This window comes from Paenibacillus piri (assembly GCF_004354045.1).
Lineage (GTDB): Bacteria > Bacillota > Bacilli > Paenibacillales > NBRC-103111 > Paenibacillus_S > Paenibacillus_S piri.
On the sequence record NZ_SMRT01000009.1, the window covers coordinates 73647 to 99693 of the forward strand.

Annotated in this window: 28 protein-coding genes and 1 riboswitch; of the genes, 18 read left to right on the plus strand and 10 right to left on the minus strand. The window is 50.6% G+C overall.

The features are described 5' to 3' along the window. Window positions 1-55 precede the first annotated feature (55 nt). The 4 genes from E1757_RS18845 to E1757_RS18860 form a co-directional block, all read right to left on the minus strand. Window positions 56-178 (minus strand): cyclic lactone autoinducer peptide, encoded by a 123-nt coding sequence (locus tag E1757_RS18845; RefSeq protein ID WP_133230926.1) that lies wholly within the window; start codon window positions 176-178, stop codon window positions 56-58. Continuing rightward, window positions 175-732 (minus strand): accessory gene regulator B family protein, encoded by a 558-nt coding sequence (locus E1757_RS18850; protein WP_133230928.1) that lies wholly within the window; start codon window positions 730-732, stop codon window positions 175-177. Before E1757_RS18850 ends, E1757_RS18845 begins: the two co-directional genes overlap by 4 nt. Next, the gene (locus E1757_RS18855) at window positions 729-1421 is read right to left on the minus strand and encodes a hypothetical protein (RefSeq protein WP_133230930.1); all 693 of its coding nucleotides are present in this window, start codon (window positions 1419-1421) and stop codon (window positions 729-731) included. Before E1757_RS18855 ends, E1757_RS18850 begins: the two co-directional genes overlap by 4 nt. Before the next feature lie 175 nt (window positions 1422-1596). Continuing rightward, entirely contained in the window at window positions 1597-2187 is a 591-nt protein-coding gene (locus E1757_RS18860) for a CPBP family intramembrane glutamic endopeptidase (protein WP_133230932.1), read from the minus strand. A gap of 157 nt (window positions 2188-2344) precedes the next feature. Between E1757_RS18860 and E1757_RS18865 the strand changes: the two genes are divergently transcribed. Continuing rightward, window positions 2345-2782, plus strand: coding sequence for a hypothetical protein (locus tag E1757_RS18865; RefSeq protein WP_133230934.1), 438 nt, complete (start codon window positions 2345-2347; stop codon window positions 2780-2782). A 129-nt stretch (window positions 2783-2911) separates the two neighbouring features. Here the strand turns inward: E1757_RS18865 and E1757_RS18870 are convergent, their stop codons facing one another. Then, window positions 2912-3772 carry an AraC family transcriptional regulator gene (locus tag E1757_RS18870; RefSeq protein ID WP_133230936.1) on the minus strand — a complete coding sequence of 287 codons (861 nt, stop codon included), beginning with the start codon at window positions 3770-3772 and terminating at the stop codon, window positions 2912-2914. 402 nt (window positions 3773-4174) lie between these two features. Here E1757_RS18870 and melA point away from each other — a divergent pair, with 402 nt between their 5' ends. The 6 genes from melA (at window position 4175) to E1757_RS18900 (ending at window position 9820) form a co-directional block, all read left to right on the plus strand. Beyond that, window positions 4175-5473, plus strand: coding sequence for an alpha-glucosidase/alpha-galactosidase (gene melA / locus E1757_RS18875; protein ID WP_133230938.1), 1299 nt, complete (start codon window positions 4175-4177; stop codon window positions 5471-5473). A 277-nt stretch (window positions 5474-5750) separates the two neighbouring features. Next, window positions 5751-6821, plus strand: a complete 1071-nt coding sequence (locus tag E1757_RS18880) for a delta-lactam-biosynthetic de-N-acetylase (protein ID WP_133230940.1) — start codon at window positions 5751-5753, stop codon at window positions 6819-6821. Between the two features lie 226 nt (window positions 6822-7047). Further along, a complete protein-coding gene (gene racE / locus E1757_RS18885; RefSeq protein ID WP_133230942.1) occupies window positions 7048-7857 on the plus strand; it encodes a glutamate racemase in 810 nt (269 codons plus the stop codon). 196 nt (window positions 7858-8053) lie between these two features. Then, window positions 8054-8170, plus strand: a complete 117-nt coding sequence (locus E1757_RS18890; RefSeq protein WP_425464854.1) for a LuxR C-terminal-related transcriptional regulator — start codon at window positions 8054-8056, stop codon at window positions 8168-8170. A 146-nt stretch (window positions 8171-8316) separates the two neighbouring features. Then, entirely contained in the window at window positions 8317-9519 is a 1203-nt protein-coding gene (locus E1757_RS18895) for a M14 family zinc carboxypeptidase (protein ID WP_133230944.1), read from the plus strand. Window positions 9520-9562: 43 nt separating this feature from the next. Further along, on the plus strand, window positions 9563-9820 hold the full coding sequence (locus tag E1757_RS18900; protein ID WP_133230946.1) for a YkvA family protein: 258 nt from the start codon (window positions 9563-9565) through the stop codon (window positions 9818-9820). A 308-nt stretch (window positions 9821-10128) separates the two neighbouring features. Here the strand turns inward: E1757_RS18900 and E1757_RS18905 are convergent, their stop codons facing one another. Beyond that, on the minus strand, window positions 10129-11208 hold the full coding sequence (locus tag E1757_RS18905) for an AI-2E family transporter (protein WP_133230948.1): 1080 nt from the start codon (window positions 11206-11208) through the stop codon (window positions 10129-10131). A 26-nt stretch (window positions 11209-11234) separates the two neighbouring features. Beyond that, entirely contained in the window at window positions 11235-11606 is a 372-nt protein-coding gene (locus tag E1757_RS18910) for a winged helix-turn-helix transcriptional regulator (RefSeq protein ID WP_133230950.1), read from the minus strand. Window positions 11607-11784: 178 nt separating this feature from the next. Here E1757_RS18910 and E1757_RS18915 point away from each other — a divergent pair, with 178 nt between their 5' ends. From E1757_RS18915 to E1757_RS18965, 11 genes are all read left to right on the plus strand, one after another. Then, window positions 11785-12654, plus strand: coding sequence for an NAD-dependent epimerase/dehydratase family protein (locus tag E1757_RS18915; protein WP_133230952.1), 870 nt, complete (start codon window positions 11785-11787; stop codon window positions 12652-12654). Window positions 12655-13046: 392 nt separating this feature from the next. Beyond that, window positions 13047-14651: a spore germination protein gene (locus E1757_RS18920; protein ID WP_133231287.1), complete on the plus strand. Its 1605-nt coding sequence runs from the start codon at window positions 13047-13049 to the stop codon at window positions 14649-14651. Further along, the gene (locus E1757_RS18925) at window positions 14599-15720 is read left to right on the plus strand and encodes a GerAB/ArcD/ProY family transporter (RefSeq protein WP_133230954.1); all 1122 of its coding nucleotides are present in this window, start codon (window positions 14599-14601) and stop codon (window positions 15718-15720) included. Before E1757_RS18920 ends, E1757_RS18925 begins: the two co-directional genes overlap by 53 nt. Then, window positions 15689-16924: a Ger(x)C family spore germination protein gene (locus E1757_RS18930; RefSeq protein ID WP_246079289.1), complete on the plus strand. Its 1236-nt coding sequence runs from the start codon at window positions 15689-15691 to the stop codon at window positions 16922-16924. The genes E1757_RS18925 and E1757_RS18930 overlap by 32 nt, the downstream gene beginning before the upstream one ends. A gap of 42 nt (window positions 16925-16966) precedes the next feature. Then, window positions 16967-17173 (plus strand): CLC_0170 family protein, encoded by a 207-nt coding sequence (locus E1757_RS18935; RefSeq protein WP_133230956.1) that lies wholly within the window; start codon window positions 16967-16969, stop codon window positions 17171-17173. Between the two features lie 139 nt (window positions 17174-17312). Beyond that, complete coding sequence (locus E1757_RS18940; RefSeq protein WP_133230958.1) at window positions 17313-17615, plus strand: iron-sulfur cluster assembly accessory protein; 303 nt, start codon at window positions 17313-17315, stop codon at window positions 17613-17615. A gap of 72 nt (window positions 17616-17687) precedes the next feature. Then, window positions 17688-17909: a YuzB family protein gene (locus tag E1757_RS18945; protein WP_133230960.1), complete on the plus strand. Its 222-nt coding sequence runs from the start codon at window positions 17688-17690 to the stop codon at window positions 17907-17909. 302 nt (window positions 17910-18211) lie between these two features. Next, a riboswitch (cyclic di-GMP riboswitch) is annotated at window positions 18212-18300 on the plus strand. 169 nt (window positions 18301-18469) lie between these two features. After that, the gene (locus tag E1757_RS18950; RefSeq protein WP_246079291.1) at window positions 18470-18724 is read left to right on the plus strand and encodes a hypothetical protein; all 255 of its coding nucleotides are present in this window, start codon (window positions 18470-18472) and stop codon (window positions 18722-18724) included. Window positions 18725-19017: 293 nt separating this feature from the next. Beyond that, on the plus strand, window positions 19018-19932 hold the full coding sequence (locus tag E1757_RS18955) for a DHH family phosphoesterase (protein ID WP_133230964.1): 915 nt from the start codon (window positions 19018-19020) through the stop codon (window positions 19930-19932). A gap of 372 nt (window positions 19933-20304) precedes the next feature. Continuing rightward, entirely contained in the window at window positions 20305-21507 is a 1203-nt protein-coding gene (locus E1757_RS18960; RefSeq protein WP_133230966.1) for an enolase C-terminal domain-like protein, read from the plus strand. Window positions 21508-21560: 53 nt separating this feature from the next. Then, a complete protein-coding gene (locus E1757_RS18965) occupies window positions 21561-22430 on the plus strand; it encodes an NAD-dependent epimerase/dehydratase family protein (protein WP_165972180.1) in 870 nt (289 codons plus the stop codon). 178 nt (window positions 22431-22608) lie between these two features. Here E1757_RS18965 and sda read toward each other — a convergent pair whose 3' ends face one another. The 3 genes from sda to E1757_RS18980 form a co-directional block, all read right to left on the minus strand. Further along, window positions 22609-22770, minus strand: coding sequence for a sporulation histidine kinase inhibitor Sda (sda, locus tag E1757_RS37240; protein WP_133230970.1), 162 nt, complete (start codon window positions 22768-22770; stop codon window positions 22609-22611). Between the two features lie 395 nt (window positions 22771-23165). Beyond that, the gene (locus tag E1757_RS18975) at window positions 23166-24065 is read right to left on the minus strand and encodes an SDR family oxidoreductase (protein ID WP_133230972.1); all 900 of its coding nucleotides are present in this window, start codon (window positions 24063-24065) and stop codon (window positions 23166-23168) included. Between the two features lie 524 nt (window positions 24066-24589). Beyond that, window positions 24590-25765: a THUMP domain-containing class I SAM-dependent RNA methyltransferase gene (locus E1757_RS18980; protein ID WP_133230974.1), complete on the minus strand. Its 1176-nt coding sequence runs from the start codon at window positions 25763-25765 to the stop codon at window positions 24590-24592. Between the last annotated feature and the right edge of the window lie 282 nt (window positions 25766-26047).

Here is a 26047-nt window from a genome sequence, read left to right on the forward strand (position 1 = left end):
ATGAAATAAAAGACTGGCTGCCAAGCTGGCTTGGCAGCCATTTCTGCTGAAAAGCTTATTTTTTTAAAAGTTCAAGAGGAGTTTCTGGTCTGTTATCCCAAACGGAGTTAGTTGTGACGAATGCGGCAGCAACGGCAACTAAAGCTGAGTTTGCAATGATAGCGATCCACTTTTTCATGGAGTGACCCTCCTTTCTACATAGTGAATTGTATTTTCAAACAGCTTTGTCGTGTGCAAAGCTTGTATGAAAAACGCGGTTGAAAGGAAATCCAGCTGAAAATAATAGTTGGATGCAACGATAATTACAGAGAAAAGCTTCAGAAGGGGATAATATTTTTTATCGATTCGGCTTATATTTTCAATACCTTGGGGCGCGGTCTTCAGCAGGATGAGCAGCGCCGCCGAATTCAATATGAGCCCTATGTAATAAAAATCGTATTCCACATGCGAAGCGGTAATGAAAATGACCGACGAGGCGATGCAGCAGGCCAAGGAAGAAGACAAATGCGCTCCTCCGCTTACAAACCGCAGGAGCGTATATACTACAATGATGAGCAGCGCCTTGGCCAGATGCCCCGTGATCGAACATATAACGATAACTGTAATTATCGTCAACGAAATGTTAATCAATAAACTGAGCGCGTAAAACAAAACAGCCTGGGATGCCGCATTCGGATTATTTTTTCGAATCGAGACAGCAAGCGCGTCAGCTGATTTGTCGATAAAATTCATCGGTTCTTCAACCTCTCATATTTGTCATTTAACAATCTCTTATTATGTCGATAAGCGATTGTAATGCCTGTTATAAATACGATCGATAGAATAACAAGTATCAATGAATGGATCGAGAATTGGTTGTAGGATAAAGAAGTCAGCTGCATAATAAGCAGGAAAACGACAATAACGGCTGACAGAGCAAAATTATATTTCTGGATCGCCTGCTTCATGGTCAGCTTGTTGGCCATAAACATAAAACCGAATTTGCGGTATCGGATATAGACGGTAATTAAAAGGACGAGAATGGACGATACAAGGAAAATCGAGCTGGAGTGGACAAAATTCGTCCGTGCAATTTCGGCGTTCGTCAAATTCAGCATGGTGGCGCTGGTCATGACCGCGTACTCGACGATCCCGCCCAGCATTAAACCTACTATACTGATCAGAAGCGAATAATAAATAGGAAGACTGAAAAATATCATAATCAAAATCATTTCGGTAGACAGCATACTTAGTACCGCGTAGCTTTTCAACATGGCAATTTCCCGCAAATAGAAAGAGACGGACGCCATTGTTACCGATATCGTAATAATTTTCCAATAGTTATACCGTAATGGAAAACGGAATATCGACAACGCCAGTACAGTAATTGTACATAGTTCAAATGTCGAAAAAAGAAATTTAATGAATAAAGATAAGTACACTGTCATTTCTCCTTAATGATAAATCATACAAGCCCGGTTGAATGTAGTCTAAAAGTCACAAATTTGGAAAAAAATGAGAAAGGATGTTTACTAAACCTTACTCATCCAGTTTATATTAGATTATTGGAATGTACAAGTAGAATATTGTCGAATTAAAGCGCTTGCATTGTTGTTGTTATGGCTTTTCCAGTAACGTATTGTAAATAATGGGAATGAAGTTTAATAGGGCGTGAATGACGATAACCGGAAAGATCGAAGCTGATTTTTTGTACACATAGCAGAGAATCAATCCGACCAAAAAGTAGGCGAGAGCCCGCTCCGGACTGAGATGGGCCGCAGCAAATATAAGCGAGGAGACAGCAGCTGCCGCGGCAAAGGGCCATTTGGCGTGCAGAGACCCGAAAATGATTTTCCGGTATACGACCTCTTCGACGACAGGACCGATCAGCACGACGTTTACGGCCATAATGGAATACCGGGCCATCAAATCGTCGGTTAGTATGCCGGACGGCTTGAAGATGAGCGTACAGAGCGCATGAGCGAAAATGCAATACTGCAACCCTTGCCAGACAAGCTTGTAGCTGCAATTTTTGATAATCAGGTTAAAGTCGGCCGCCGCAATTTGTTTTCTCAGCAAGTATGCAATCGAGACGATGCTAAGGATCGGCAGGAACGATACCGTATATTTGTTTATAAAAAATAAGGATGGACCCGGTCCGGCAAAGGCGAAAAAAATGAGCAAAATGAGCAGTTCGTTTTTTTTCACAGCAGTTCTCCTTCGGCGGAACGCCTATCATTTTAACAATCCGGGAATGATTCTAAAATATAGTTAATAAAATAGGGTATCACTTGACGCTTCCATACAGAAATATTACATTAGATGTGAGGGAAGGCACATTACAACAAGAAGGGGGATCCTGTTGATGCGAGACAAGATCATGAACCGCTGGAGCACCTATGAGCCCTTTTATATCGACTTTAACGGATACAAAATCGCCGACATCGTCATTACCAGCCATGCCTTGTCCCGTTGGGCCGAACGCGTCGGAAGCGAACAGGGAAGCATCGAGTACATATGTGCATATGTATGGGACACTCTGAAGAACAAAAGAATTCATCCTTATTACGAGAAAGAGAAGGACGTTTATATCATGGACGACGATCTGGTTGTCGTTGCCGAGTTTATCTTGATGAAAGATGAAACCGATATCGCGGGAAATCCGCTGCATAAGATGATAATTGTCACTTTTCTTGGTAAAATATCGGAAGATATTCAGCTTCGCGATTTGAAAGCGTATTATTCTTGGCTGCGGCATTCCCGGAGAATGACCTTGGTCAAGCACGGAAGGAAACGCAAATAACGACGGGAAGCACGCAGGAGCAGCCTTGCGCGCTTTTTTTGTCTCCATTGCAGAACAGTCGCCCGTACAGAAGCAAGAAGTCGACGTTAACAGGGCCGGATTGTATGCTGCGGTTCGCATGCGCGCCGGCTACCTGCTGCAATCGTACGGATTGTTCGACTGGTCCTGGCGGTAATCGGAAGGGGAGCGGCCGAACCATTTTCGAAACTGCTTGGAAAAGTAGAGAGGGTCGCTGAATCCGACGGACGACGCGACCTGCTCGATCGTCAACGTTTCCTGCAGCAGCAGCTTCGCGCGCTCCATCCGGATTTTCAGCAGGAAATTCATCGGCGACATGCCGGTATGCTGTTTAAACATTTTCGAAAGATGGGTGCGATGATAGCCTAAGCTTTGCGCCATCTGTTCGATCGAAATCGGCTGATGGTACTGCAGGGTAAGCCAGCGGATCGCCTGCTCGACCTGCTGCTGGATTCCGCTGGATTGTTCCACGGGCACGTCCGTCTCGAGCCGCTGTGCCGCGTATTCGGCAAGCAGCAGCCGCAGATAGCCTTGGGACTGCATGTCGCAATGAGGCTGACGTCTATGCAGCGTAAGCTCCAGCTGGCGGAATAAGGCGTTCATTTTGCGGTACTGCTGCGTAGCATGGACAGGCTGCTGCTGCGATATGCCCAGCGCGTATAAATATTCGTCAGCGCGGGAGCCTTTAAACCCGACCCAGCGATAGCTCCACGGGTCCGTCTCGTCGGATTCGTAGCTGACTAATTCCCCGGGAAATATAAAGAAGCTGCCTCCGCGTTCCAAATGGTACTCATGCCCCATACAGCGGAATGTTCCGCGTCCTGCGACGATATAATGCACCAGGTAATAATCCAGCACCTGGGGGCCGACCTTGTGCAGCGGTCTCGTTTGCGAATTACCGCTGAACAGCACGGACAATTCGCCTTTGCCCGGCCGCGGGTTGAAAGCTACGGAATGATGCGGTTCTGCCAATGAAAGCACCTCGATTGTTGCAAATTGGATACGTTCATATTCGGTTCGTCGTGCAGTCCGATTATACCTGCATTTGCGGATCGGGATGGACTACATATGTCGAACGGTTGAGGAACAGGCTGTATCGATCGTACGTTCGTCTTTCGGCAATGGAAACATATGCCCGAAACGCCCGATTCGGTCGATTTATTCGGCTTTTATTGCGCTTACTCGTGATTATACCCGCCGATTCGACGGGATGCAACCCTGATTAAACATTTTTGAGGCAGCCATGTTTGATGAATTAAACTACATTTGTCCATGGGAAAATGGTTTGTCTCCATATGCGTACCCGCTGCGAAGGAGTATAGTGAAGATAAGCTTTTTGCAGTTCAATTTATAGGATTGGGGAGGCAAGATTAAATGTCTAAAATTACGTTCCTGGGTGCGGGCAGCACCGTATTCGCCAAAAATGTGTTGGGCGACTGCATGATGACGGCATCGTTGCAAGGCTTCGAACTGGCATTGTTCGATATTAATCTGGAGCGGCTTAAAGATTCGGAAAACATGCTGAACAATTTGAAGCTATCCTCGGGCAGTACCTGCGTAGTGAAAGCGTATACGGACCGCAAGGAAGCGCTGCGCGGCGCCAAATATGTCGTAAACGCGATTCAAGTGGGCGGCTACGATCCGTGTACGATTACCGATTTTGAAATTCCGAAAAAATACGGCCTGCGTCAGACGATAGCGGATACGCTCGGTATCGGGGGGATTTTCCGCAATTTGCGCACGATCCCGGTTATGCTTGATTTTGCAAAAGATATTCAAGAGGTATGTCCGGACGCATGGTTTCTGAACTACACGAATCCGATGGCGGTATTGACCAATGCGATGACGACCTATGGAGGCGTTAAGACGGTAGGCTTGTGCCACAGCGTACAAACGTGCATGCCGAGCCTGTTCAAAGCGTTGGAGATGGAAACCGAAGGCATCCAGACGAAAATTGCCGGCATCAATCATATGGCCTGGCTGCTTGAGGCCAAGAAGGACGGCGTCGATTTGTATCCGGAAATCAAGCGCCGTGCACGCGAGAAGCAAAAAGAGCAGCACAAGGATATGGTCCGCTACGAAATGATGTTCCGCTTCGGCTATTATGTGACGGAATCCTCCGAGCATAACGCCGAATATCATCCTTACTTTATTAAGCGGAATTACCCGGAGCTGATCGAACGGTTCAATATCCCGCTTGACGAATATCCGCGCCGCTGCATTCGTCAAATCGAAAGATGGAGCACGATGCGGGAAGAACTCGTAAACAACAAAAATTTGGAGCATGTCCGTTCCCACGAATACGCCTCCTTTATGTTCGAAGCGATGGAGACGAACGTTCCGTTCAAAATCGGCGGCAACGTGATGAACACGGGCTTGATCACCAATCTTCCGAAGGAAGCTTGCGTCGAGGTGCCATGTCTTGTTGATTCCAGCGGCATCACACCGACGTATGTCGGCGACCTGCCGCCGCAGCTTGCGGCGTTGAACCGGACCAACATCAATACCCAGCTGCTGACGCTGGAAGCGGCCATTACCGGCAAGAAAGAGCATATTTATCATGCGGCTCTGCTTGACCCGCATACGGCTGCCGAGCTTTCCATCGACGATATCGTGGCGATGTGCGACGATTTGATCGAAGCCCACGGCGATTGGCTGCCTAAATTCGTTTAATCGCTGCGCTTGTCTCGCTAGGATAAACGACCGCCGTCTTCAAGGACGGTCGCGTTTGTCAGAGTTGCGCGAAGCAAAGAATAAATGCTTTACAACAACAAAAGCTTCTGCCGGCCGGTTCAGGCCGTCAGAAGCTTTTGTCGTTTTGCTGACATCCGAACCGTCAGTTTGCCGTAATTGAGATATCATGGAGCGAAAAGCCGGATTCGATTGCCACGGTCTGCACCTTTTGGTAAAATATACACGAACATCAATTCGTATTGGGGATGACAACAGCATGAAATTATCGAAAATGACAGGAGCCGCTGCCGGGATAACGTTGGCGATAGGCCTGGCTGCCTTAACGTCGTGCTCCTCCGCGGCACCGGCGAACAGTCCGGCTGCCGCTGCCGAATCGTCCCGGTCCGCCGAGAAGAGCGCGCCTGAAGCGACGAAACCCACAGCGCCCGAAGCAAGCACTGCGCCTCATGAGCCTGCCGCTTCACCCGCTGCGAAGCCGGTCGATCCGCCGCCGGTGCCTGTCAAGGACGATGCGCCGCAGAGCGACTCCAGCCAAGCAGCAAATAGTCCGGCTGCACAAGGAGCAGCGGCGACCGCCACCTCCGCCACCTATAAAGCTGACGGCTCGTCGGGCGCCAAAGACGCTGCGGCTAGCAGCCGCAAAGCGCTGTCCTGGTATTACATGAAGCAGTCGAAGGGCAAGGTGCCGAATTTCCCGAATGAAACCAAGCAGTACACGGACCGCATGAAGGCTCTCTGGGTAGGCACCGGGAAAAAGGTCTATTTAACGATCGATACCGGCGGACCTCTCGGCGATATGGATTTGTTGGTAAAGTCGTTGAAGGATAACAACGCGAAGGCGAACTTTTTCATTGCCGGCTACAATGTGAAGAAGGCGCCCGATTTTATCCGCACATTAGTCAAGGACGGACATCTGGTTGCCAATCATACGATGACGCATACCGACATGAATTTGCAGTCGGACGAGCAGGTGAAGAAGGAAATCAAGGATTACGAGCTGCTGTACAAAGAAGTGACCGGCAAAGACATCCAGCCTTATTTCCGTTTCCCGTACGGCCGATATAATATGCATCTATTGAACATGGTGTCCGATATGGGATATACGTCCGTATTTTGGTCGACGGCGATGAAGGACTGGGAGCCGCGAAAAAACGGGGCGGAAGACCCGTATAACGATATTATGAACAATTTGCATGACGGCAATATTATATTGATGCACCAGGGCTCGCCGGAAAATATCGAAGCGCTGGACCGCATTATTAAAGGAGTGCGCGAAGCGGGCTATGAATTTGCGCTGTTAACGGATATTAAGCCGCCAGCCCGTTAAAAAAGAGCCGGCTGCAGCTTGCTCGCGCCGAATATGTCGACAACCGGCGATTCGGCAAGACAAGCAGCATGACAACGCGCCACCCATCTGGTATGATGAAATGATGCTTGGACTTCGCCTCGTTTCAGGTACCTTTCATTGTCTACCATCATACCTTAATAGAGGCTTTATAGTAACGATTGAAGCAGCTTTTCATTAATTTACAGGCAGAAGGAAGCGAAAACTTGTGCAGCAAGCGATAGCTATATTGGATTCCGGAGTTGGCGGGCTTACTGTGGCCAAAGAGGTTATGAGACAGCTCCCGCAGGAAAAAATTATTTATTTCGGCGATACAGCACGCGCCCCCTATGGTCCAAGAGAGCCTTATGAAGTCATTCAATTTACACATCAAATTGTCGATTATTTGCTGCAGTTTCAACCGAAGATGGTCGTCATCGCTTGCAATACGGCAACGGCGGTCGCACTTGACGAAATCCGCGCCCGGTTGTCCATCCCCGTCGTCGGCGTGATCCATCCGGGCGCCCGGGCTGCGATCAAATCAACACGCAATGGCATCGTCGGCGTCATCGGAACGGAAGGCACGATCCGAAGCGGCGCCTACGAGCTTGCGCTGCGCCAAATATCGCCCTCCATTCACGTGGTGAGCCAGTCCTGCCCTTCGCTCGTTCCGTTGGTAGAGAAAGGCTTGTTTCGATCCGAGGATACGTTGGAAGTCGTCGAGCAATCGCTGCGGGATTTGTCCAGACTGCCGCTGGATTGCTTGATTCTAGGCTGTACGCACTACCCCTTTTTGACTGACGCGATTTCGCAGGTTATGGGCCCGAGAGTCACCTTGATCAGCTCTGCCGACGAAACCGCGAGGGAAATCAGCACTATCCTGTACCATAAAGGAATGCTGGCAACGTCGAACCGGGTTCCGGTGCACCAGTTTTTTTGCAGCGGCGATCCGTTCCTGTTTAAGCAAATAGCGCAATCGTGGCTTAATGAGGAGACGAGAGTAACGCCGGTAGTTTGGCAGGTTCCTCACATTATTTGATATGTATGTTACGGTCAGGACGACCTTAAGGGTAAAAACTTAAGGTCGTCTTTTTGTGTGCCTGGACTGAGATGACAGAAGTCATATAAAACGGATGACATTCATGAATACCGGATACATACCGAAAACAGTAAGCTAAGAGCATGAAATCGACGAGAGGCGAGCACAACGATGAAACCTGTTATTCAGTTGGAGCATTTTTTTATCGGGCGGCACGGTACGCAATTATGTGTCGAAGATTATCCAAAAGCTGGAGGCTAAAAACCGGATCGAAGCGATCGGTATCGCGGAAAAAAACGGATGGCTGGGTTGATCCAAAACCGGGCACCGCAGCCGATTATCCTTGGATATAAACGCGGAAAGAGCGGCCGGAACGTCATGAAAGCAGGTCGTCCGGGCATACATATAAGCTACCAGACTGCTGCGGCGCCGCCGCAGGACATGAAGGGAGTTTAATGGATGGCTATTTCCTACATTGTGCAAAATAATGATACGCTGTTTCGCATTGCCCGCCGTTTCGGTACGAATGTGACGGCTTTGTACAGCGCGAACCCGCAGCTGCGGGAGCGGCAATATGTTTATCCGGGGCAGGTGCTGCAAATCCCGGCCAGCTCAGCGCAGCAGTATGTTATTCAACCGGGGGATACATTTCATCAAATCGCCCGGCGGCTGCAAATTTCGTTAAACGATTTAATTGCAGCCAATCCTTATACGGACCCGCAGCAATTGCAGGCCGGTCAAACGCTGGTCATTCCGCACAGCAGAGGCATGTCGGTCGTCAACACGAATAGCGAATACGGCTATGAGGAAATGATGGAAGACATTCGTCTGCTCAAGCAGCGATATCCTTTTTTGCAGGTAAGCACAATCGGAACCTCGGTGCTGGGAAGGAGCATTCCCGCCATTCGATTGGGCAGCGGACCTAAAGAGATTCATTACAACGGCGCTTTTCACGCCAACGAATGGATCACGTCCCAACTGCTGATGAAGTTTATCGAGGATTACGCGGAGGCTTACCAATCGGGTCAGCCGCTGCGCGGCAAAGATGTGCGGAAGCTGTACGAGCAGACGTCGCTATGGATCGTCCCCATGGTCGATCCCGATGGGGTAGAGCTGGTGCTCAAAGGAGCTTCGCCGGAAAATCCGTATTATGAGCAGCTGATCGAATGGAACTTCGGATCGCATGATTTCACGGGTTGGAAGGCTAATATCCGCGGCGTCGATCTGAACGACCAGTTCCCGGCAGGCTGGGAAATTGAACGGGAGCGGAGGGAAGCAGCGGGACCCGGACCCAGGGATTATACGGGAACAGCCCCGCTCAGCGAGCCTGAAGCCAAGGCAATGGCTGATTTTACAAGAGCGCATAATTTTCGGCTGGTCATTGCTTTTCATACGCAGGGACAGGAAATATATTGGAACTACCGCGATCTGGAACCGGAGGACGCGGAATCGATAGCCGATCGGCTGGCCAAAGTGAGCCGGTATCGCGCGGTTAAGCTGCAGAACAGCGATGCGGGCTACAAGGATTGGTTCATTCAAGAGTTCCGGCGGCCGGGCTTTACGGTTGAAGCCGGTTTTGGGGTCAATCCGCTGCCGCAGAGTCAATTCCGCAGCATGTACGATGAGGTCGTGGCGATCATGCTGGAAGCGTTGATCCTTTAGAGAAGCGGCTGTCATTCAAGACAGCCCGGAAGGGGACATTGATATGTGGAAGCGTTTAATCTCATTCCGTTACTGGGGCCATGTGTTCCGGCGTATCGGACCGCTGCTGTTATCCGACAAAGTGCCCCTTTGGGAAAAGCTGATGTTTGCGGTGCCCGCCGTCGTCTACTGCGTCATTCCTGATGTGATGCCGTTTATTCCTGTCGACGATATTGCGGTCACATTGTTTTTGATGAACTTTTTTACACAGCGGGCGGAACGGAAATATTTGAAGGAAGCGTCTGCGGCGACTACGACATGAAGGGTGCGCATGCTGAAGCCGTGCCCCCACCGTCTCGTTGAATCGGGGGAACACGGCTTCAATAGCAGTACTAATCGTCACCTGAGACTGTCGATTAATAGAGTTCCCGTCCTTTAGTCGACAGTCCCACCTGTCCCTTACGCGATCAAAATTCAAGAAGACAATGAACTAAGGCGCATCCTATGCCGTTCAGCGGTTTATCCGATTACGACTTTATCGGGTTAAGACCCAGCCTCTAAGGTGGGCCTTGAATCAGGTGGGGTGGAGTCCACATCTGATTCCCCGATGTTCAGCAAACCTGAACGAGATCACTCGTCTTCCGGCCAACGGATCCAGCGCTGCAAATAGCCTTGCTCGTACAATGCTTTGACGGTAATAATCAGAACAGGCGATAAAATCAGCCCGGCTACGCCAAACAGCGATAAGGAAATGATCATGAACGAAAGCATGGTAAAGGCGGATACGCCCAAAGAGTCGCCGGTAATTTTCGGCTCCATGATTTGCCTGACCAAAATGACGATGCCCAGCAGCACGGTCAGCCATACGGCAAGCACGGTTTGCCCGACAACGAACAAATAGATGATCCACGGAATAAACAGGGTGGATACGCCCAGCAGCGGCAGCACGTCGAAGACGGCCGATAGCAATGCGACCGAGAACGAATTTTTGACACCGAGAACCATCAGAGCGAAAAAGACGACGCCAAAGGTGAGGCTGATCAGCTTTGCCTGCGCTTTAACATATCCGACGATGCCCTGCAGCACGTTTTCTTTCAGAAACGTAAACGCCGCCTTGAACGTTTTGGGCGTTTTTTCCTTGGCGACCCGTTTCCAGGTTTCGATTTCAATGCTGAGGAAGTATGCCAAAATAATCGCAATGACGAAGTTGACGACAAAGGTGGAGAAGCTGGTCAGCATGGTGAATGTGCCGGTCAGAAATTGCCCTGCGATTGCGGTCGCTTTTTGCGTAATTTGCGTCGTATACTCGGCTATTTTTTGCAGCACATCGTCGGGCAGCGCTTCAATCCGGCTGTGGAAAAAGGCGCTTTTGGAAATGAGCTGATTTTGTAAAATCGCCGAATACTCGGGCAGCTTGTCCTTCAGATTGAGGATCTGGCTGGTGAAAATAACGCCGATTCCGGTCATAACCCCGAGAATCACCAGCACAAACACGACGGTCGAGATCGCGGAGGCCAAGCTTTTGGGCATTCCTCTTCTATGTAAAAAGCGGGCCAAAGGTTCAATTATCAAGTAAATGACGAACGCCAAAAAAATCGGCGTCGCGATCCCGTACAAATAGCTGAACAGCAGCATGAACAAGTATACGGTCAAAATTAATAAAGCGATGTCAAATGCGGTTTTCCAATATTTCCTGTAAAAAACGATCATGCACGCACCTCGTCACAAGGGGAATATCAAGTCCATTTGGCGGACCAAAGTTTCATTTCCTTTAAAATTTGATGAAGGTCTTCCCCTTTGGGGGTTAACGTATATTCTACGGTGACGGGGACGGTCGGATAAGCAGTGCGCTCAAGCACGCCCTGTTCCTCCAGATGGCGAAGCGTTTCCGTAAGCGATTTGGGGCTGATCGCATTGATTTTCTTTTGCAGCTCGCCGAAACGCTTTGTTCCGCTGAACAACTCACGGAGCACGAGAAACGACCATTTGCCTCCGACGACGTCCAGCGTTCTTTCGATTGAGCACTCGATGTGAGTAGGCTGCTTGGGCACATAATTTTTCTTTTCCATCTTCGTTTTTTTACTGCTTTCGCTTTCAAGTAAAGACATGTAAATCATCCTTTCCCATGATAGCTGATTACATACAGGTAACTAGATATATTTCCTGTAATAATATGAATAAAATTTCACTACTTTCCATACTAAAGAAGAACGGCTAAAATAGCAAGAGCAGCCGAAGATCAATTTGCAATTCGGTCAGCTTATCAGGAAAAAGGAGAAGTGGCGGATGGAGAAAAAAACGATCATTGTTACCGGCGGCAGCGGTAAGGCCGGTGTATGGATTGTGAAGCATTTTATAGAACATAATTACGAAGTGATCAACCTGGACTGGAAGCTTCCGGCCGAGCCGTTATGCCGCACGATCATCGTCGACCTGAACGATTTGGGACAGGTTCATAACGCGCTTGCGCCATTCAGCGGCCGGAACCGCAGCAAGGTGGAAGGGATCGTTCATTTTGCCGCGATTCCGCAAGCGTTCACACATCCTAATGATGTATGCTTCCGCAATAACGTCATGAATACATACAATATTTTGGAAGCTGCAGCCAATCTGGACATCGACAAAGTCGTGCTTGCTTCGAGCGAATCGTCCTACGGGATCGTATTCGCCGGCGAATTTTTCGCTCCGCACTATTTGCCGTTGGATGAAGCGCATCCGCAGCTGCCGGAAGACAGCTACGGCTTGTCCAAGGTCGTCAACGAGCTTACGGCCGAAGCGTTCCACCGCAGAACCGGCATGCAGGTCGTTTCGTTCCGGCTCGGCAATATTTTGGTGCCGGAAAGCTATGCGGCGATTCGCGCCAACTTCGCGGATACGGAGAGCAGGAAGCGGATTCTATGGTCCTACATCGACGCCCGCGACGTGGCTGCAGCATGCAGACTTGCGCTGGAGAAGGACGGGCTGGGCGCAAGAGCGATGATTTTGGCTGCGGACGACACCTCGTCGGACCGTACGACAAAGCAGTTGATCGAGCGGCATCTCCCGCAGGTACGGGAGCTTCGGGCGCCGCTGGAAGGCCGTGCTTCGCTGCTGTCCAATGCATTGGTGAAGCAGCTGCTCGGCTGGAAGCAGCAGTATTATTTTATGGAACAGTAGCTCGGCGTTTAAAAAGTTTATAAAGGCATACATCCGCATGAAAGACTCCGCCCAGGGGTCTTTTTTTTGTTCTTCCGGGCCGAACCGGGACCGAAGCGAACCATACATGGGAAAATATCGGCTGCATGCCAATAATGACATAAATCCGCACCATTCAGGAAATATTAACAAAAATCGGGCTCGCGGGCGTGTGGATGCGGAATAATGTCGAAAAGTCCGAATCGGTCTTTGATCGTCCTTGTTGGAAATAAGCTCTAAACGGCGTATAGGAGGTGCACACTTTGTTTTTCTGGCAAAAACTGAAATACAGGAAACAGGACATTAGCTCCCAAAAATCAGGCGGCCCTCAAAAGCAGGTGACCAATTCGGAAATTACGAGCAAATTAAAAAGAATGGGCTCCAATCTGGAGGAAACCGTTTCGCTGCTGGACAAGGTTCTCGGTTCGAACGAAGATTTCAAAATTCACAGATTTGATGCGTTGGGCGTATATCCGGCCGCGCTGGTCTATTTGTCCAGCATGACCGAGCAGGCCAACATTAATAACGATATTTTAAAGCCACTGATGCGTTACCAAACCGATACCTCAGGCGATAAGAAGTCGCTGGAGGGGGAACAGCTGAAAAATTTGCTGCTCCAGGATGTGCTTTACCACTGCAAATGGGACTGGGAAAGCGATTTGGAAGTTATCATCGAGTCTGTGCTGAGAGGGATCTCCGCAGTTGTCGTTGATGGTCTCGACCAGGCGATGCTGTTCGAAACGTCGGTCGTCGCCAAACGGAATATTAGCCAGCCGCAGACGGAGCAGGTCATTCGCGGACCGCGCGAAGGCTTCATCGAAAATTTGGATACGAACATCAGCTTGCTTCGTTACCGTTTGCCGACGCCGGATTTTAAAATCAAGAGCATGAAAATCGGCCGCATCACCAAATCGAAAGTAGCTATTTGTTACCTGGAGGGCATTTGCAACGAAGAGCTGGTGGAGGAAGTTCAAAATCGGTTATCCGGCATCGATATCGACGGCATTATGGATGTAGGCTATTTGGAGCAATTTATTGAAGATAATCATTATTCGCCGTTTCCACAAATTCAAAATACGGAGCGTCCCGATAAAGCGGTGGCCAACATGCTGGAGGGCAGGGTAATCATCCTCGTGGACGGTTCTCCGTTCGCGCTGCTGGCGCCGACTGTATTCAGCCAGTTTTACCAAACCTCCGAGGATTACTCCGAACGGTTCGTCATGGTCAGCTTTATCCGGCTGGCCCGGCTGCTGGCGCTTTTCTTTTCGCTGATTACGCCGTCGTTGTACGTGGCCATCATCTCATTCAATCCCGAGCTTATACCGACTGAGTTCGCGGTCGCCGTATCGGGCGGGCGCGCAGGCGTTCCGTTCCCTTCGGTGGTCGAGGTGCTTATCATGGAAGCTTCGATGGAGGTGCTGAGGGAGGCTACGCTCCGGCTGCCGCAACAAATCGGCGGCGCCCTGTCGATTGTAGGGGTGCTTGTTATCGGACAAGCGGCGGTGGCTGCGGGATTCGTCAGCCCGATCACGGTTGTCGTTATCGCCTTGACCACGATCGGCTCTTTTGCGACACCGGCGTATAATGCCGCTCTTGCGCTCAGGCTTTTGCGTTTTCCGATGGTGTTTTTGGCCGGAATGTTCGGCCTGTACGGCGTGATGGTCGGGCTAATCATCATCGCGAATCATATGCTGTCGCTCAGATCGTTCGGGGTTCCTTACTTAAGTCCCGTAATCCCCGGCAATTTCGAAGGGATCAAGGATACGATCATGAGATCGCCGCTCTGGTCGATGCGGAAACGGCCGACGATACTGCATACGCCAAACGATATGCGGATAGGAAAAAGTACGGAAGCCAAATTGAATGAGGCTGCACATAATACGTTGAATCCGCTAAAAGTCGGCAACAAGAAATGGGGGGAAGAGGATGGAGTATCCTCGTCAAGTGACCGTGATCCAGGCGGCGTCGGTTCTGATTAGCACCATCATCGGAGTCGGGGTTTTGCCCCTGCCGTTGTTTGCCGTGCGTGCGGCGGATTCCGGCGCCCCTCTCGTCACCTTGCTCAGCATGCTGCTTGCTTATTTCGGGTTGTGGATCATAACGAAGCTGGGGATGCGCTTTCCGAACCAGTCGATCGTCAGCTACAGCGAGCAAATTATCGGCAAATGGCTGGCATGGATCGGATCCGTGATGATCATTTTGCTCTTTGCGGTCATTACATCCATGGCCGCAAGGGAGTTCGGCGAAGTTGTCATAACTTCCGTATTGAAAAAAACGCCGCTTGAGGTTACCGTAATCGTCATGCTCCTGCTGGCTACCGTATCTGCGAGAAACAGCATGACGACCTTCGCCTACATTCACTCGTTTTATTTGCCATTGCTTGTATTTCCGGGGATGTTAATCGTCGTATTTTCCCTCAAGAATGCGGAAATGATCAATCTGCTGCCGCTCTGGGGCAATCATCACAGCGGCCTGGTATCTGGAGTACTGGCGATCGCCGGGTTATTTCAAGGCTCCTTTATTCAAGCCATCATTATACCGGCGATGCGCCGCCCCGAGAGAGCGATGAAAGCAAGCTTTTGGGGCATGTTGATTGCCGGCGGCTCCTATTTCTCATTCGTTGTCGGTACCGTCGCCGTCTTTGGAGCGGAGGAGACGAAGCTCTTGCTGTGGCCTACTTTGGAGCTGGCGAAAACGACTACATTGCCGGGCAATATTCTCGAGCGGCTGGATGCGGCGTTTCTTGCCGTATGGGTGACGGCTGTTTTTACAACGCTGTTCTCGAGCTTCTATTTAACGATTCATGTCGCCAGCAAGCTGTTCAAATTACGCGATCATAAGATGTTTACCTTCTTTATATTGCCGTATTTGTTCGTGCTGGCTATGCTGCCGCAAAATATATTGCATATGTACCATATTACCGTGTCGGTCATCCAGTACGGATTGCTGATTACGATAGGCTATCCTCTATGCCTGCTGTTAATAGCCGTTATGCGGAAAAAGAGGGGGAGTATGAATGGTGAGGAAGAAACTGGGAAAGTCAGTTAGCATGCTGCTTGTATTTCTTCTAGCATTTCCTTTACTAACCGGTTGCTGGGATCGGCTGGAAATCGAAGAGCGGGCGGTCGTGCTCGGGGTTGGCATAGATAAGGCGAATCCAAAGGAAAAAACGATTAACGAGGACGTCAGCCATGCGAAAGATGAGAACGTAGAACAACTCGGGTTAATCAAAATTACGGTTCAGATCGCCGTCCCCGGACGAATCCCTCTAGGACCGGGGGAAGGCGGCGGAGGCGGAGGCGGAGGCGGTGGACCGAAGACGGTATGGGTTGTAGATGCCATAGGCAGTACAGTTTCGGATGCATTCAATGTGCTGCAGCAGAGAGTATCGCAGCCGTTGTTTTTCGGCCACCTGCGCATCATTGTCTTATCTGAAAGTATGGCTCGCAGAGGAATCGATAATTTGAACGATTACTTTCGCCGCAATCCCGAAGTTCGGAGAATGGGCTGGATGATCGTGTGCAAGGGGCAAGCCTCCGACATCATGAACGCTTCGCCGCAGCTCGAACGCGTGCCGACGCTGTATTCGATGACGACCATGGAGCAGGCGGTGAAGATGGGGAGATTTCCAAACGATTTTTTGGGCATATTCTGGAATGCAGTATCGGCTAAAGGCAAGGAGGGATATTTGCCCTATGTGGTGCTGATGGAGGATCAAAATATCCAGATAAGCGGCCTGGCCTATTTCAATAGTGATAAGCTCGCAGGGGTGACGGATCCTTACGATATTACTTTGTATATGGGGATTATGGGATCGCGGGAGGCGGGCGGGGAATCTTATGTCAAAATCCCCAATTCGAATGATTATGTAATGGTTCAGAGCCGGTCCCGCAAATCCAATTTTAAAACGCGCATCGTTAACGGCAAGCCTCATGTGACGATTAATGTTTTGATTGAAGCCAACATCCTGAGCAAGAGCAGCAGTAATACGGAATTGGACAAAAATGTCGCAAAGCTGATTGAACGACAGATCGAGAAAAACGCAGCGAAAAAATATAAAGATTTTATCGCCAAAATCCAGAAATCGGGGTCCGACATCTTCGGCTTCGGCGAGCATGTGCGGGCCATTCAGCCGGGGTATTGGAACCGGGAGGTGCAAAGTGCGGAGAAGTGGGCGCAGATTTTTAAGGAAACGACTGTAGACGTGGCGGTGACGATTCACATTCGCCGGATCGGCATGAAGGCTACATAAGGCACGTGATTCTGATACGGCAAGCAAAGAAGGAGAGCAAGCATGCATACCTTAAAAGTCGGATATGTGAATTACATTATTTTGTTGCTGCTGCTTACGGGCTGGCTGGTGATTCAATTCGATGTCAAAAGCAACAAAGCGAAGCATATGCATAAGGAAGCCAAAGTTTCCCGCTGGTTCGGCTGGTTCAATATCGTACTCGGCGCCATTGCCCTCGCCGGCAATTGGTTTTATCAAAAATATTTGTGATGAATATTTGCTTTGTCCGGCTGGCGGCAAATTTGCTCGATTCAGGTTGATTTCCCCAATCGGTTTCCTTATAATTATTTGAAAGCATTCGATTCGACTGAAAGATGAATCTAATAATCGTTTGGGAGATGTATATCGCATGAATTGCAAAATTTCGCGCAACGCCGCCAAAATTCTCTTGGCTGAGCTGGAAAAAGAAGAAAACAAAGAGATGAAGCTTCGCGTCTATATTACGCACAGCCACGGCGATCATGCACATTATGGCATGAGTCTGGACACGCCGACGAACGACGACGTTGTGGTCAGTACGGACAAAGGCATCGATGTTATTTTGAAAAAGGACGAGCCGCTGCTCGACGGCATCAGGATCGATTATTTTTATACTCCGGAAGAAGGCTTTGCAGTTACCAATCCGAGCAAGGGAAACCACGGCGACCACTAAGCGCGGCCGATAAGGCTAACAGCCTTGCGGGCTTTTTTCTTGGGCAACGGGTAAGGAAAGGATTTGTAGGTTATGGCGAATGATATTCGCGTCTGCGATAAATGCAAGCATATGAAAATGAAGACTACGGTTTCGAAGCTGCAGAAGCTCGCTCCGGATACCGAAATTAAGGTGGGCTGTAAATCGTATTGCGGTCCTTGTTCGCGGTTTGCTTTTATTTTTATTAACGGACGCTATATTACGGGTGCGACTGAGGACGATGCGATCGAGAAAGCCAGGAAATATATCAAGTAATCGTTCAACCCCTAAATACGGAAAACATGCGAAATAAGCCCGCTTGCTCCAGTTCAGGAGGCAGCCGGGCTTATTGCTTTGAATGAAATAGTTCGCAAAGACTACGCCAATTGTATGAAAATGGGTATTAAGGTATATGTATTCCTTCTGCCCTATCTTATATGCTAAAGTTGTCGTAATTTCTACATTTATTTTATTGCTTGGGAAATTATGCGTATGCAACTTCTGTGGTAACCGGGAATTTTGTTATGGTTCAAATGACGGTTTTTTATGTGAAATTCGGATCAAAGAATGGATTGTGGGACCGACAATGGCAAAGCAGGTGAAAGCCTGTGACGCAAAGCTACAGGGGCTTCGGATGCATCGGGCATCCTGCCAGCCAGCTGTCGAAGGAACGGTGATTCGCATATATTGCGGCTCCTGACCGAGCGATAGGGGGGGTCTTTTTTGTTGTACAAGCATGAAAACCCGGCTTCGCACAGCCTCGACAAACAGTTGAGAGGCGGAAGTGGGATATGTCGAATGGGGGAATCAATATGATGACGAGAGAAGGCTTTTATATGAAAGTTGGAAATAACCGGATCGGCGTGTATTTATCGGCCGAAGGTCCGAGACTGTTCGTTAACAACGATGTGTTTGAGCTGGACAACGCTTGCTGGGATATGGAAATGGTCATGGGCAAAAACAGCCACCTGGTCACTTTTTACTGGCAGGGCGAAGTGAAGCTGTCGATCCGTTGTGGTAACGAGAACGATATGTTTTTAACCTTGTACCACTATTTGAGCTGCCGTACGGAAACGAAAAGATTGGCGTAAGCGCTGCAGCCAGCGCGCAATGTCTGCCTGGATCATAGAGAAAAAGCATGCTTTAAGCCAAATTCGGCTAAAGGGCGTGCTTTTTTTCGTTCAAGGGGATGTCGCGGGCGCATCGTTGCGGCGGTTTTGCGACAGGCTGAGGGGGCTTTTTAATAATATCAGAATTTATATGTTTTCAGCGGAGCCTCGATAGAGGTTTTCTTTTTTTGGTAAAGCTATTGTCGGTCTGCCGGGCTTTGATTATAATGAACTAAAAAGGAATAGTTCCTAAGAACTATTAGGGAGGAACCCGTATGCGGTTAATTACTCGTTCTGATTTTGACGGTCTTGTTTGTGCGATGCTGTTTAAAAAGCTCGGAATGATCGACGAAATGAAATTTGTTCACCCGAAGGATGTACAGGACGGGCTCATCGAAGTGACGGAGAACGACATATTGGCTAACGTTCCATATGTGCCGGGCTGCGGCCTCTGGTTCGATCATCATTCCAGCGAGCTGGAGCGGACAGGCCCGAATGTCGAATTCCGGGGCGAAACCCGCGTCGCGCCTAGCGCGGCCCGTGTCGTATACGATTATTACGGGGGACGGGAACGGTTCGGCGATATCGATTCGATTATGGCAGGCGTGGATAAGGCGGACTCGGCGCAATTTACGGCTGACGACATTTTGAATCCGCAGGGCTGGGATCTGTTATCTTTTATTATGGATGCGCGGACAGGGCTGGGCAGGTATCGCGACTACAGGATCAGCAATTATCAGCTTATGGAAGACCTGGTCGATCATTGTGCGGAGATGTCCGTGGATGAAATTATGAATTTGCCCGATGTCGCGGAGCGGACGGCGCGTTACGTTGAACTGGATGCTGCATACCGCGATATGCTGAAGCGGCATACCCGCGTCGACGGCAACGTGATCATAACCGATCTGCGTGATGTGGAAACGATCTACCCGGGTAACCGGTTTATGGTTTATGCGCTGTTTCCGGAGCAAACCGTTTCCATTTGGATCGTCGACGGCAGAAACAAGCAAAATTGCGTGTTCGCCTGCGGACACAGCATCGTAAACCGGACGAGCCGAACGGATGTCGGAAGCTTGATGCTGCAGTACGGCGGAGGCGGACACCGGGCTGCCGGAACTTGTCAAGTGCCGTACGCGGACGCCGACCGGGTGCTGGAACAGCTGGTTGAAACGATGAAAGCAAACGGGTAAACCTGTACGGCAATCAATGACAGTCCTGGCGAGCAGCCGGGGCTGTTTATTTTGTTGATATATAAAGTATAAGATTTTGTACTTTGCTTCGCACAACCTTGGTAACTGCGCTCGCCTCCTGAGGACGGCGAAGCCGTTCCTTGTCGCTTTTTTTGTCGAATCCGAAGCAGCGCGATCTTTAACGAACTTTTGGAAGGAAACGGTACAGTCTCCGGGGAGAACTGGCTGTCAGCGGAAGATAAGCCTGAATTTCACGAAATGGGAAGTTTGTCGCGGATGAAGGCGCATTCAAACTATGGTAGCGTATTGAAAGAGTCTGTGCGGAAACCGTTTACAGGCGCGCTTTGAAAAGCTGAGAGGAGCGATGAACCCTTGTCCCCCATAACGATCCGTGATGTGAAAACGATTTTGACCGCACCGCAAAACATTAATCTGGTTGTCGTCAAAGTGGAGACCTCCGAGCCGGGATTATACGGTCTTGGCTGCGCAACCTTCACCCAGCGCTACTTGGCTGTAGCTGAAGCAGTCGAACAATACTTGAAGCCGTTCCTGATCGGAAAAGACGTCAGCCGGATTGAAGATTTGTGGCAGTCCGCGATGGTCAGCTCCTACTGGCGCAATGGACCTGTACTGAACAACGCGCTTTCGGGCGTAGACATGGCCTTGTGGGATATTAAAGGAAAAACGGCGAATTTGCCCTTGTACGAGCTGTTTGGAGGCAAATGCCGGGAAGCGGCTGCCGTCTATCGCCATGCGGACGGCCGGGACGTGCAGGAGCTCGAACAAAGCGTCGGCGCTTTAAAGGAGCAGGGCTACCGGTTTATCCGCTGCCAGATGGGCGGCTACGGCGGCAAGCACACCAACCTGCATAAGCCGGAGGGCGCGCTGCACGGGGCCTATTACGATCCGCAAGCCTATGCCCGCAGCGTGCCGCGCATGCTGGAGCATATTCGCAACCGCTTCGGCTTCGAGCTGGAGCTGCTGCACGACATCCATGAGCGGCTGGTGCCGATCGACGCGGTCCGGCTAGCCAAAGACGTGGAGCCGTACCGATTGTTTTTCCTTGAGGATGCGCTTGCACCCGAGCATATCGATTATTTCCATATGATCCGCAGCCAGTGCGCGACGCCGCTCGCAATGGGCGAGCTGTTCGTGCATCCAATGGAGTGGACGCCGCTTATTGCGAATCGGCTGATCGATTTCATCCGCGTCCACATCAGCGCAATTGGCGGCATTACGCCTTCGCGGAAGCTGGCGACCGTCTGCGAAGCGTTCGGTATTCGGACGGCCTGGCATGGTCCTGGCGACGTTTCCCCGGTCGGTCATGCAGCTAATGTACACCTGGATATAAGCAGCCATAATTTCGGCGTTCAGGAATGGACGCCGCTTGGCGAGGAACTGCAGGCCGTCTTTCCGGGATGCCCGCAGGTGAAGGACGGGTATGTGTACCCGAACGACAAGCCCGGTCTCGGCATCGATCTTGACGAAAAACTGGCCGAACGGTATCCGTGCACGAACAAGCTGCCGGAATGGACGTTGGCACGAACGCCGGATGGAACTTCGGTGCGTCCGTGACGGGATAGGATTACGCGTACGGAAAAATTGAAAACTGGAAAGGAGCAACCGGAGTGAAAATAGGCGTGACCGGAGCAAACGGCAGAGTCGGCAAATATGTGATTCGGGAGCTGCTGGAGCATGGCTACGAAGTGAAGGCGATTACGCTGTACCCTTGGGACCAAAGTCCGGTCGAGCAGGCGCAGGCCGACTTGACCCGGTTGGAGCAAGCGGAGCGGGCGGTGGATGGCTGCGACGGAATCATTCACCTTGCGGCATACCCGAGTCCATTCGGAGCTGCCGAACCGATGGTGTTTCAAAATAATGTGATGGGCGTGTACAATGTGCTGCTTGCGGCAGGAATGCAGGGCATCCGTAGAGCTGCTGTGGCATCCAGCGACTGCGCCTTCGGCATTACGTTCAGCCACCGGGAGACGAAGCCGATTTATTTGCCAATGGATGAAGCGCATCCGACAGCGCCGGATAACTGCTATGGGCTGTCCAAAACGGTCGGTGAACAAACCGCGGAAGCATTGGCCAAAAGGTTCGGTATGTCGGTCGCCTCGCTCAGAATTTCGCATGTCATCGGGGAAGACGAATATAACCAGGAAAATTATGCGGAAATGGTTGTAAACCCGGAAGCAGGTCCTTGGAACGTATGGTCTTTTATCGATGCGCGCGACTGCGCACGGGCGTTTCGTTTAGGCATTGAGGGCTCGTTTGCCGGTCACGAAGTATTCTGTATCGCGAACGACAAGCAGCGCTGCCGGATCAGCTCCATGGAGCTGGCGGCGCGCTATTATCCCGATGCGGAGATTCGGAAGCCGTTCAGCGGCCGGGAAAGCTTCCTCGACAATTCTAAAGCCCGGAACATGCTTGGTTTTATACCGCAATACGGTTGGCCTGATGCGGACGGCGAACAGGGGATCAGTCACATCGGATAAGCGCTGCACGGTCGGAGTCAATGCCGTTCGAAGCAGAGATATTACCGCATCGAGAACGCATAAATCCCATGTGTAAGCTCGTTACTATGTTACTCCGATTCGTACCCCGCCAGCTTTCGCCGGCGGGGGTTTTTTCATGGTGAAGGGTAGAACCCGTTCGCCCATCAAATTTTAATTACTACTTACTTTCTTGCTTGTCCTCGCAAAACCGTGAAAAAACGATACCTCTCTTCATCAGTTCTTTCTCCAGAAGTTCTATAAACGCTTTTTCCAATTCCAGCTCAAGAGCTTTCTTGTAGGATGCAAGTAAGTGATCGTTATTAAGATTCAATACAATCATTCTCCTTGTAGCGAATGGTATCCTACCCCCCACCTGAAATCATTATAGTATTAAAAATGTTTTGGCGATTCATGTACTATTTTGACAATATGGTGCCTGCCGTTAATCGGCTAAACTATATGAATAGCTTCTATCGAAGTCTTTTGAGGATGAGCGGCGCGGTGAAATTGTTGTGAAAAAGAGTTTGATCCGCTTCGCTGAAAACTTTTGCGCCGATAAGAAAACCTCTATCGAGGCTTTTCCAAGATGAGCGACCGCGATTTAAATGTAGGCTTTCTTGAAATGATTGAAAGCTTCAGCTCCGCTGAAAACTTATACTTTCATAATAAAAAGACTAAAACCTGTGCGGTTTTAGTCGAATTGCGCAGCCCATGATAATCAGCTTGAACCGCTATTTACGTTTCCGTCATAATTCCGCCGTTCACATGGAGAACCTGGCCCGTTACAAAGCCGGAATCATCCGATGCCAAATATACATACGTCGGAGCCAGCTCAAAGGGCTGACCTGCGCGCCGCATCGGCGTATTGGCTCCGAACGTCCGGATATAGTCCGCCGAGTAGCTGGAAGGCTGCAGCGGAGTCCATATAGGGCCCGGAGCAACAGCGTTTACCCGGATGCTATAGGAAACCAACTGAAGTGAAAGGGATCTGGTGAAGGACACGATGCTTCCTTTGGTCGAGGAATAATCCAGCAGCAGCGGAGCACCGGCATAGGCGGTAACAGAGGTTGTACTAATAATCGAGCTTCCCGGCTTCAAATGCGGCAGCGCCTGTTGAGTCAAGAAAAAATTCGGAAATATATTGGTGCGGAACGTGTCCTCTAATTGCTCGCGGCTGATATCGAGAATACTCGTCTGCGGAAACTGCACGCCCTGATTAATGACAAGAATATCCAATCTTCCATAATGGTCTAATGTGATATCGACTACTTCCCGGCACCAGGCTTCTTCGCGTAAATCTCCAGGCAACAGCAGGCATGATCTTCCATACGCCTCCACGTACTGACGCGTATACTCGGCGTCCCGATGCTCATCCAGGTACGGAATGGCCACATCCGCGCCTTCCTTGGCAAATGCGACGGCGACGGCGCGGCCGATGCCGCTGTCTCCACCTGTAATAATGGCGACTTTGCCGGCTAATTTGCCGCTTCCCCGATAAGACGGATTATCAAATATAGGCAGTGGATTCATGACGTATTCAAAGCCCGGCTGCCGGTTCTGATGTTGGGCCGGAAACGTGACCGGCGTCTGTTTGCAGGTCGTTTCCATGCTGTAATACGGATACACAGGATACATATTATAATAATACCTCCCCAAGAACTTTCCTCGTACATACAGGATATTCACCCAGGGAAAATAGTGTACACCCAGAGCCTGGGAGCCGGGTTTATCCCGGGAAGTTTTTTTCAATCCGGAGAAGGCATTGCCTATGACCTGGTGAGAACGCTCAAATCCCCGAGGTACGAACGGCTCGATTCGACGAAGCCGGGGTTGACGGACCTGAGTGGCGTTATTTGCCCCGATTTCGCCCTTTTGACGTTCTAAAGGACCGGTGAGACCTTATCTGGTTCGCCTGACATTCATTTGCCCCAATTGCAGCAAAACAGCGCCTCCTGTGTCCGTTAGATTTGAAAAACATTCATTTGGCAGCAAATAAACACTCTGGTGTCCGTTAGGGTAACTCGCAGGGAGTAGGGGTCAGCATAGAGCTTTTTCAAAGACGTCGTCAGGCGGTTTTCTTAGATTGCCCGGCTGGGGAAGTGACGTGGGCCAACTGGGCGTGCGTCAATATCGGCTTCCAAACGAATAGAGCCCCGACCTTATGATTCGGGACTCTTGCTTTTATTTGGATTGTCTCTCCATCCGTACAGGCCGCCTGCAGCGTAGTACTGGTAAAGCTGGCATTCGATTCGGCCGTTGAACAGCTTGCGCTTTTTGTCGGCAGGTCTTCCCATATAATGCTCAACCTGTTTGTTGGGGTTCAGTATGAAGGTTGACCAGGTAGGCAGCCGGGCTGTTATACTGCCCAGCTGACGGAGCACTTTTTCGACTTCGTCCCGATCGCCCAGCCGTTCGCCGTACGGCGGGTTGGTGATCACGCAGCCGTAGTCGCCGCGCGGCCGGGCCTTCGCGACCGGCAGCACCTGCAGGCTCAGTTCCTTCGCCAGCCCGGCCGCCTTGGCGGCGGCCAAAGCGACATCGATCGCTGCGCTGTCGATGTCGGAGCCGACGATCTCAAGCGGCACGTCGTCCCGCACGAGATCGAAAGCTTCCTCCCGTGCCTCGGCCCACAGGGCCTCCGGCACGGCGGGCCACGCCTCGGCGGCGAAGGAGCGCCGCAAGCCCGGCGCCAGATTCCAGCCGATCATCGCCGCCTCGATCGGGATGGTGCCCGACCCACAGAACGGGTCGTACAGCGGGCGTTCCGCCCGCCAACGGCTCAGCAGCACGAGCGCTGCCGCCATTGTTTCCTTCAGCGGGGCTTCCGTTATCAGCTTGCGGTAGCCCCGCTTGTGCAGACTGGGACCGGTCGTGTCCAGCGTCAAGGTAGCGATGTCGTTCAGCAGCGCTACCTCCATGACGTATCGGCCGCCCGTCTCGCGGAACCATTCCGTGCTGTAGCGCTGCTTCATATGCTCCACGACCGCTTTTTTGACAATGCCCTGACAGGCCGGTACGCTAGACAGCTGAGATTTATGGGATCTGCCTTCGGCCGGAAATTCGCCGTCCTCCGGTATCCAGTCGGACCAGGGCAGCGCCTTCGTGCCTTCGAACAGCTCGTCGAAGGTGAGCGCTTTAAACTGCCCCATCTTGATCAGGATGCGGTCGGCTGTACGCAGCCACAGGTTCGTACGACAGATGGCAAGCTCGTCGCCGACAAAGGTGACCCGCCCGTTTTCCACAGTGACCCGGTCATAGCCCAAATCCCGTACCTCCCGCGCCACTATGGCCTCCAGGCCCATAGCGCAGGTCGCAATCAAAGTAATTTCTGACACTCGTCTCTCACTCCATATCTATGTACAAAAAGACGGCAGTTCGGATACCGCAATATTGCGATCCGCTGCGCCTTACCGGACACATTCATTTGTTGAAGTCTGCTGGCAAAAACCATACAATAAGTGGAGAAGCGGCGATCTTCTTTTATACAGATCGAAGCAATTCGACGAAGATACATTCGTGACTTAGCGGTATGATTTCTTGCAATATCAAAAAGTTCCCTCGTACCATCGGTTCTTTTGATATTATAAGAAATCGGAACGGATCGAAGCAATTCGACG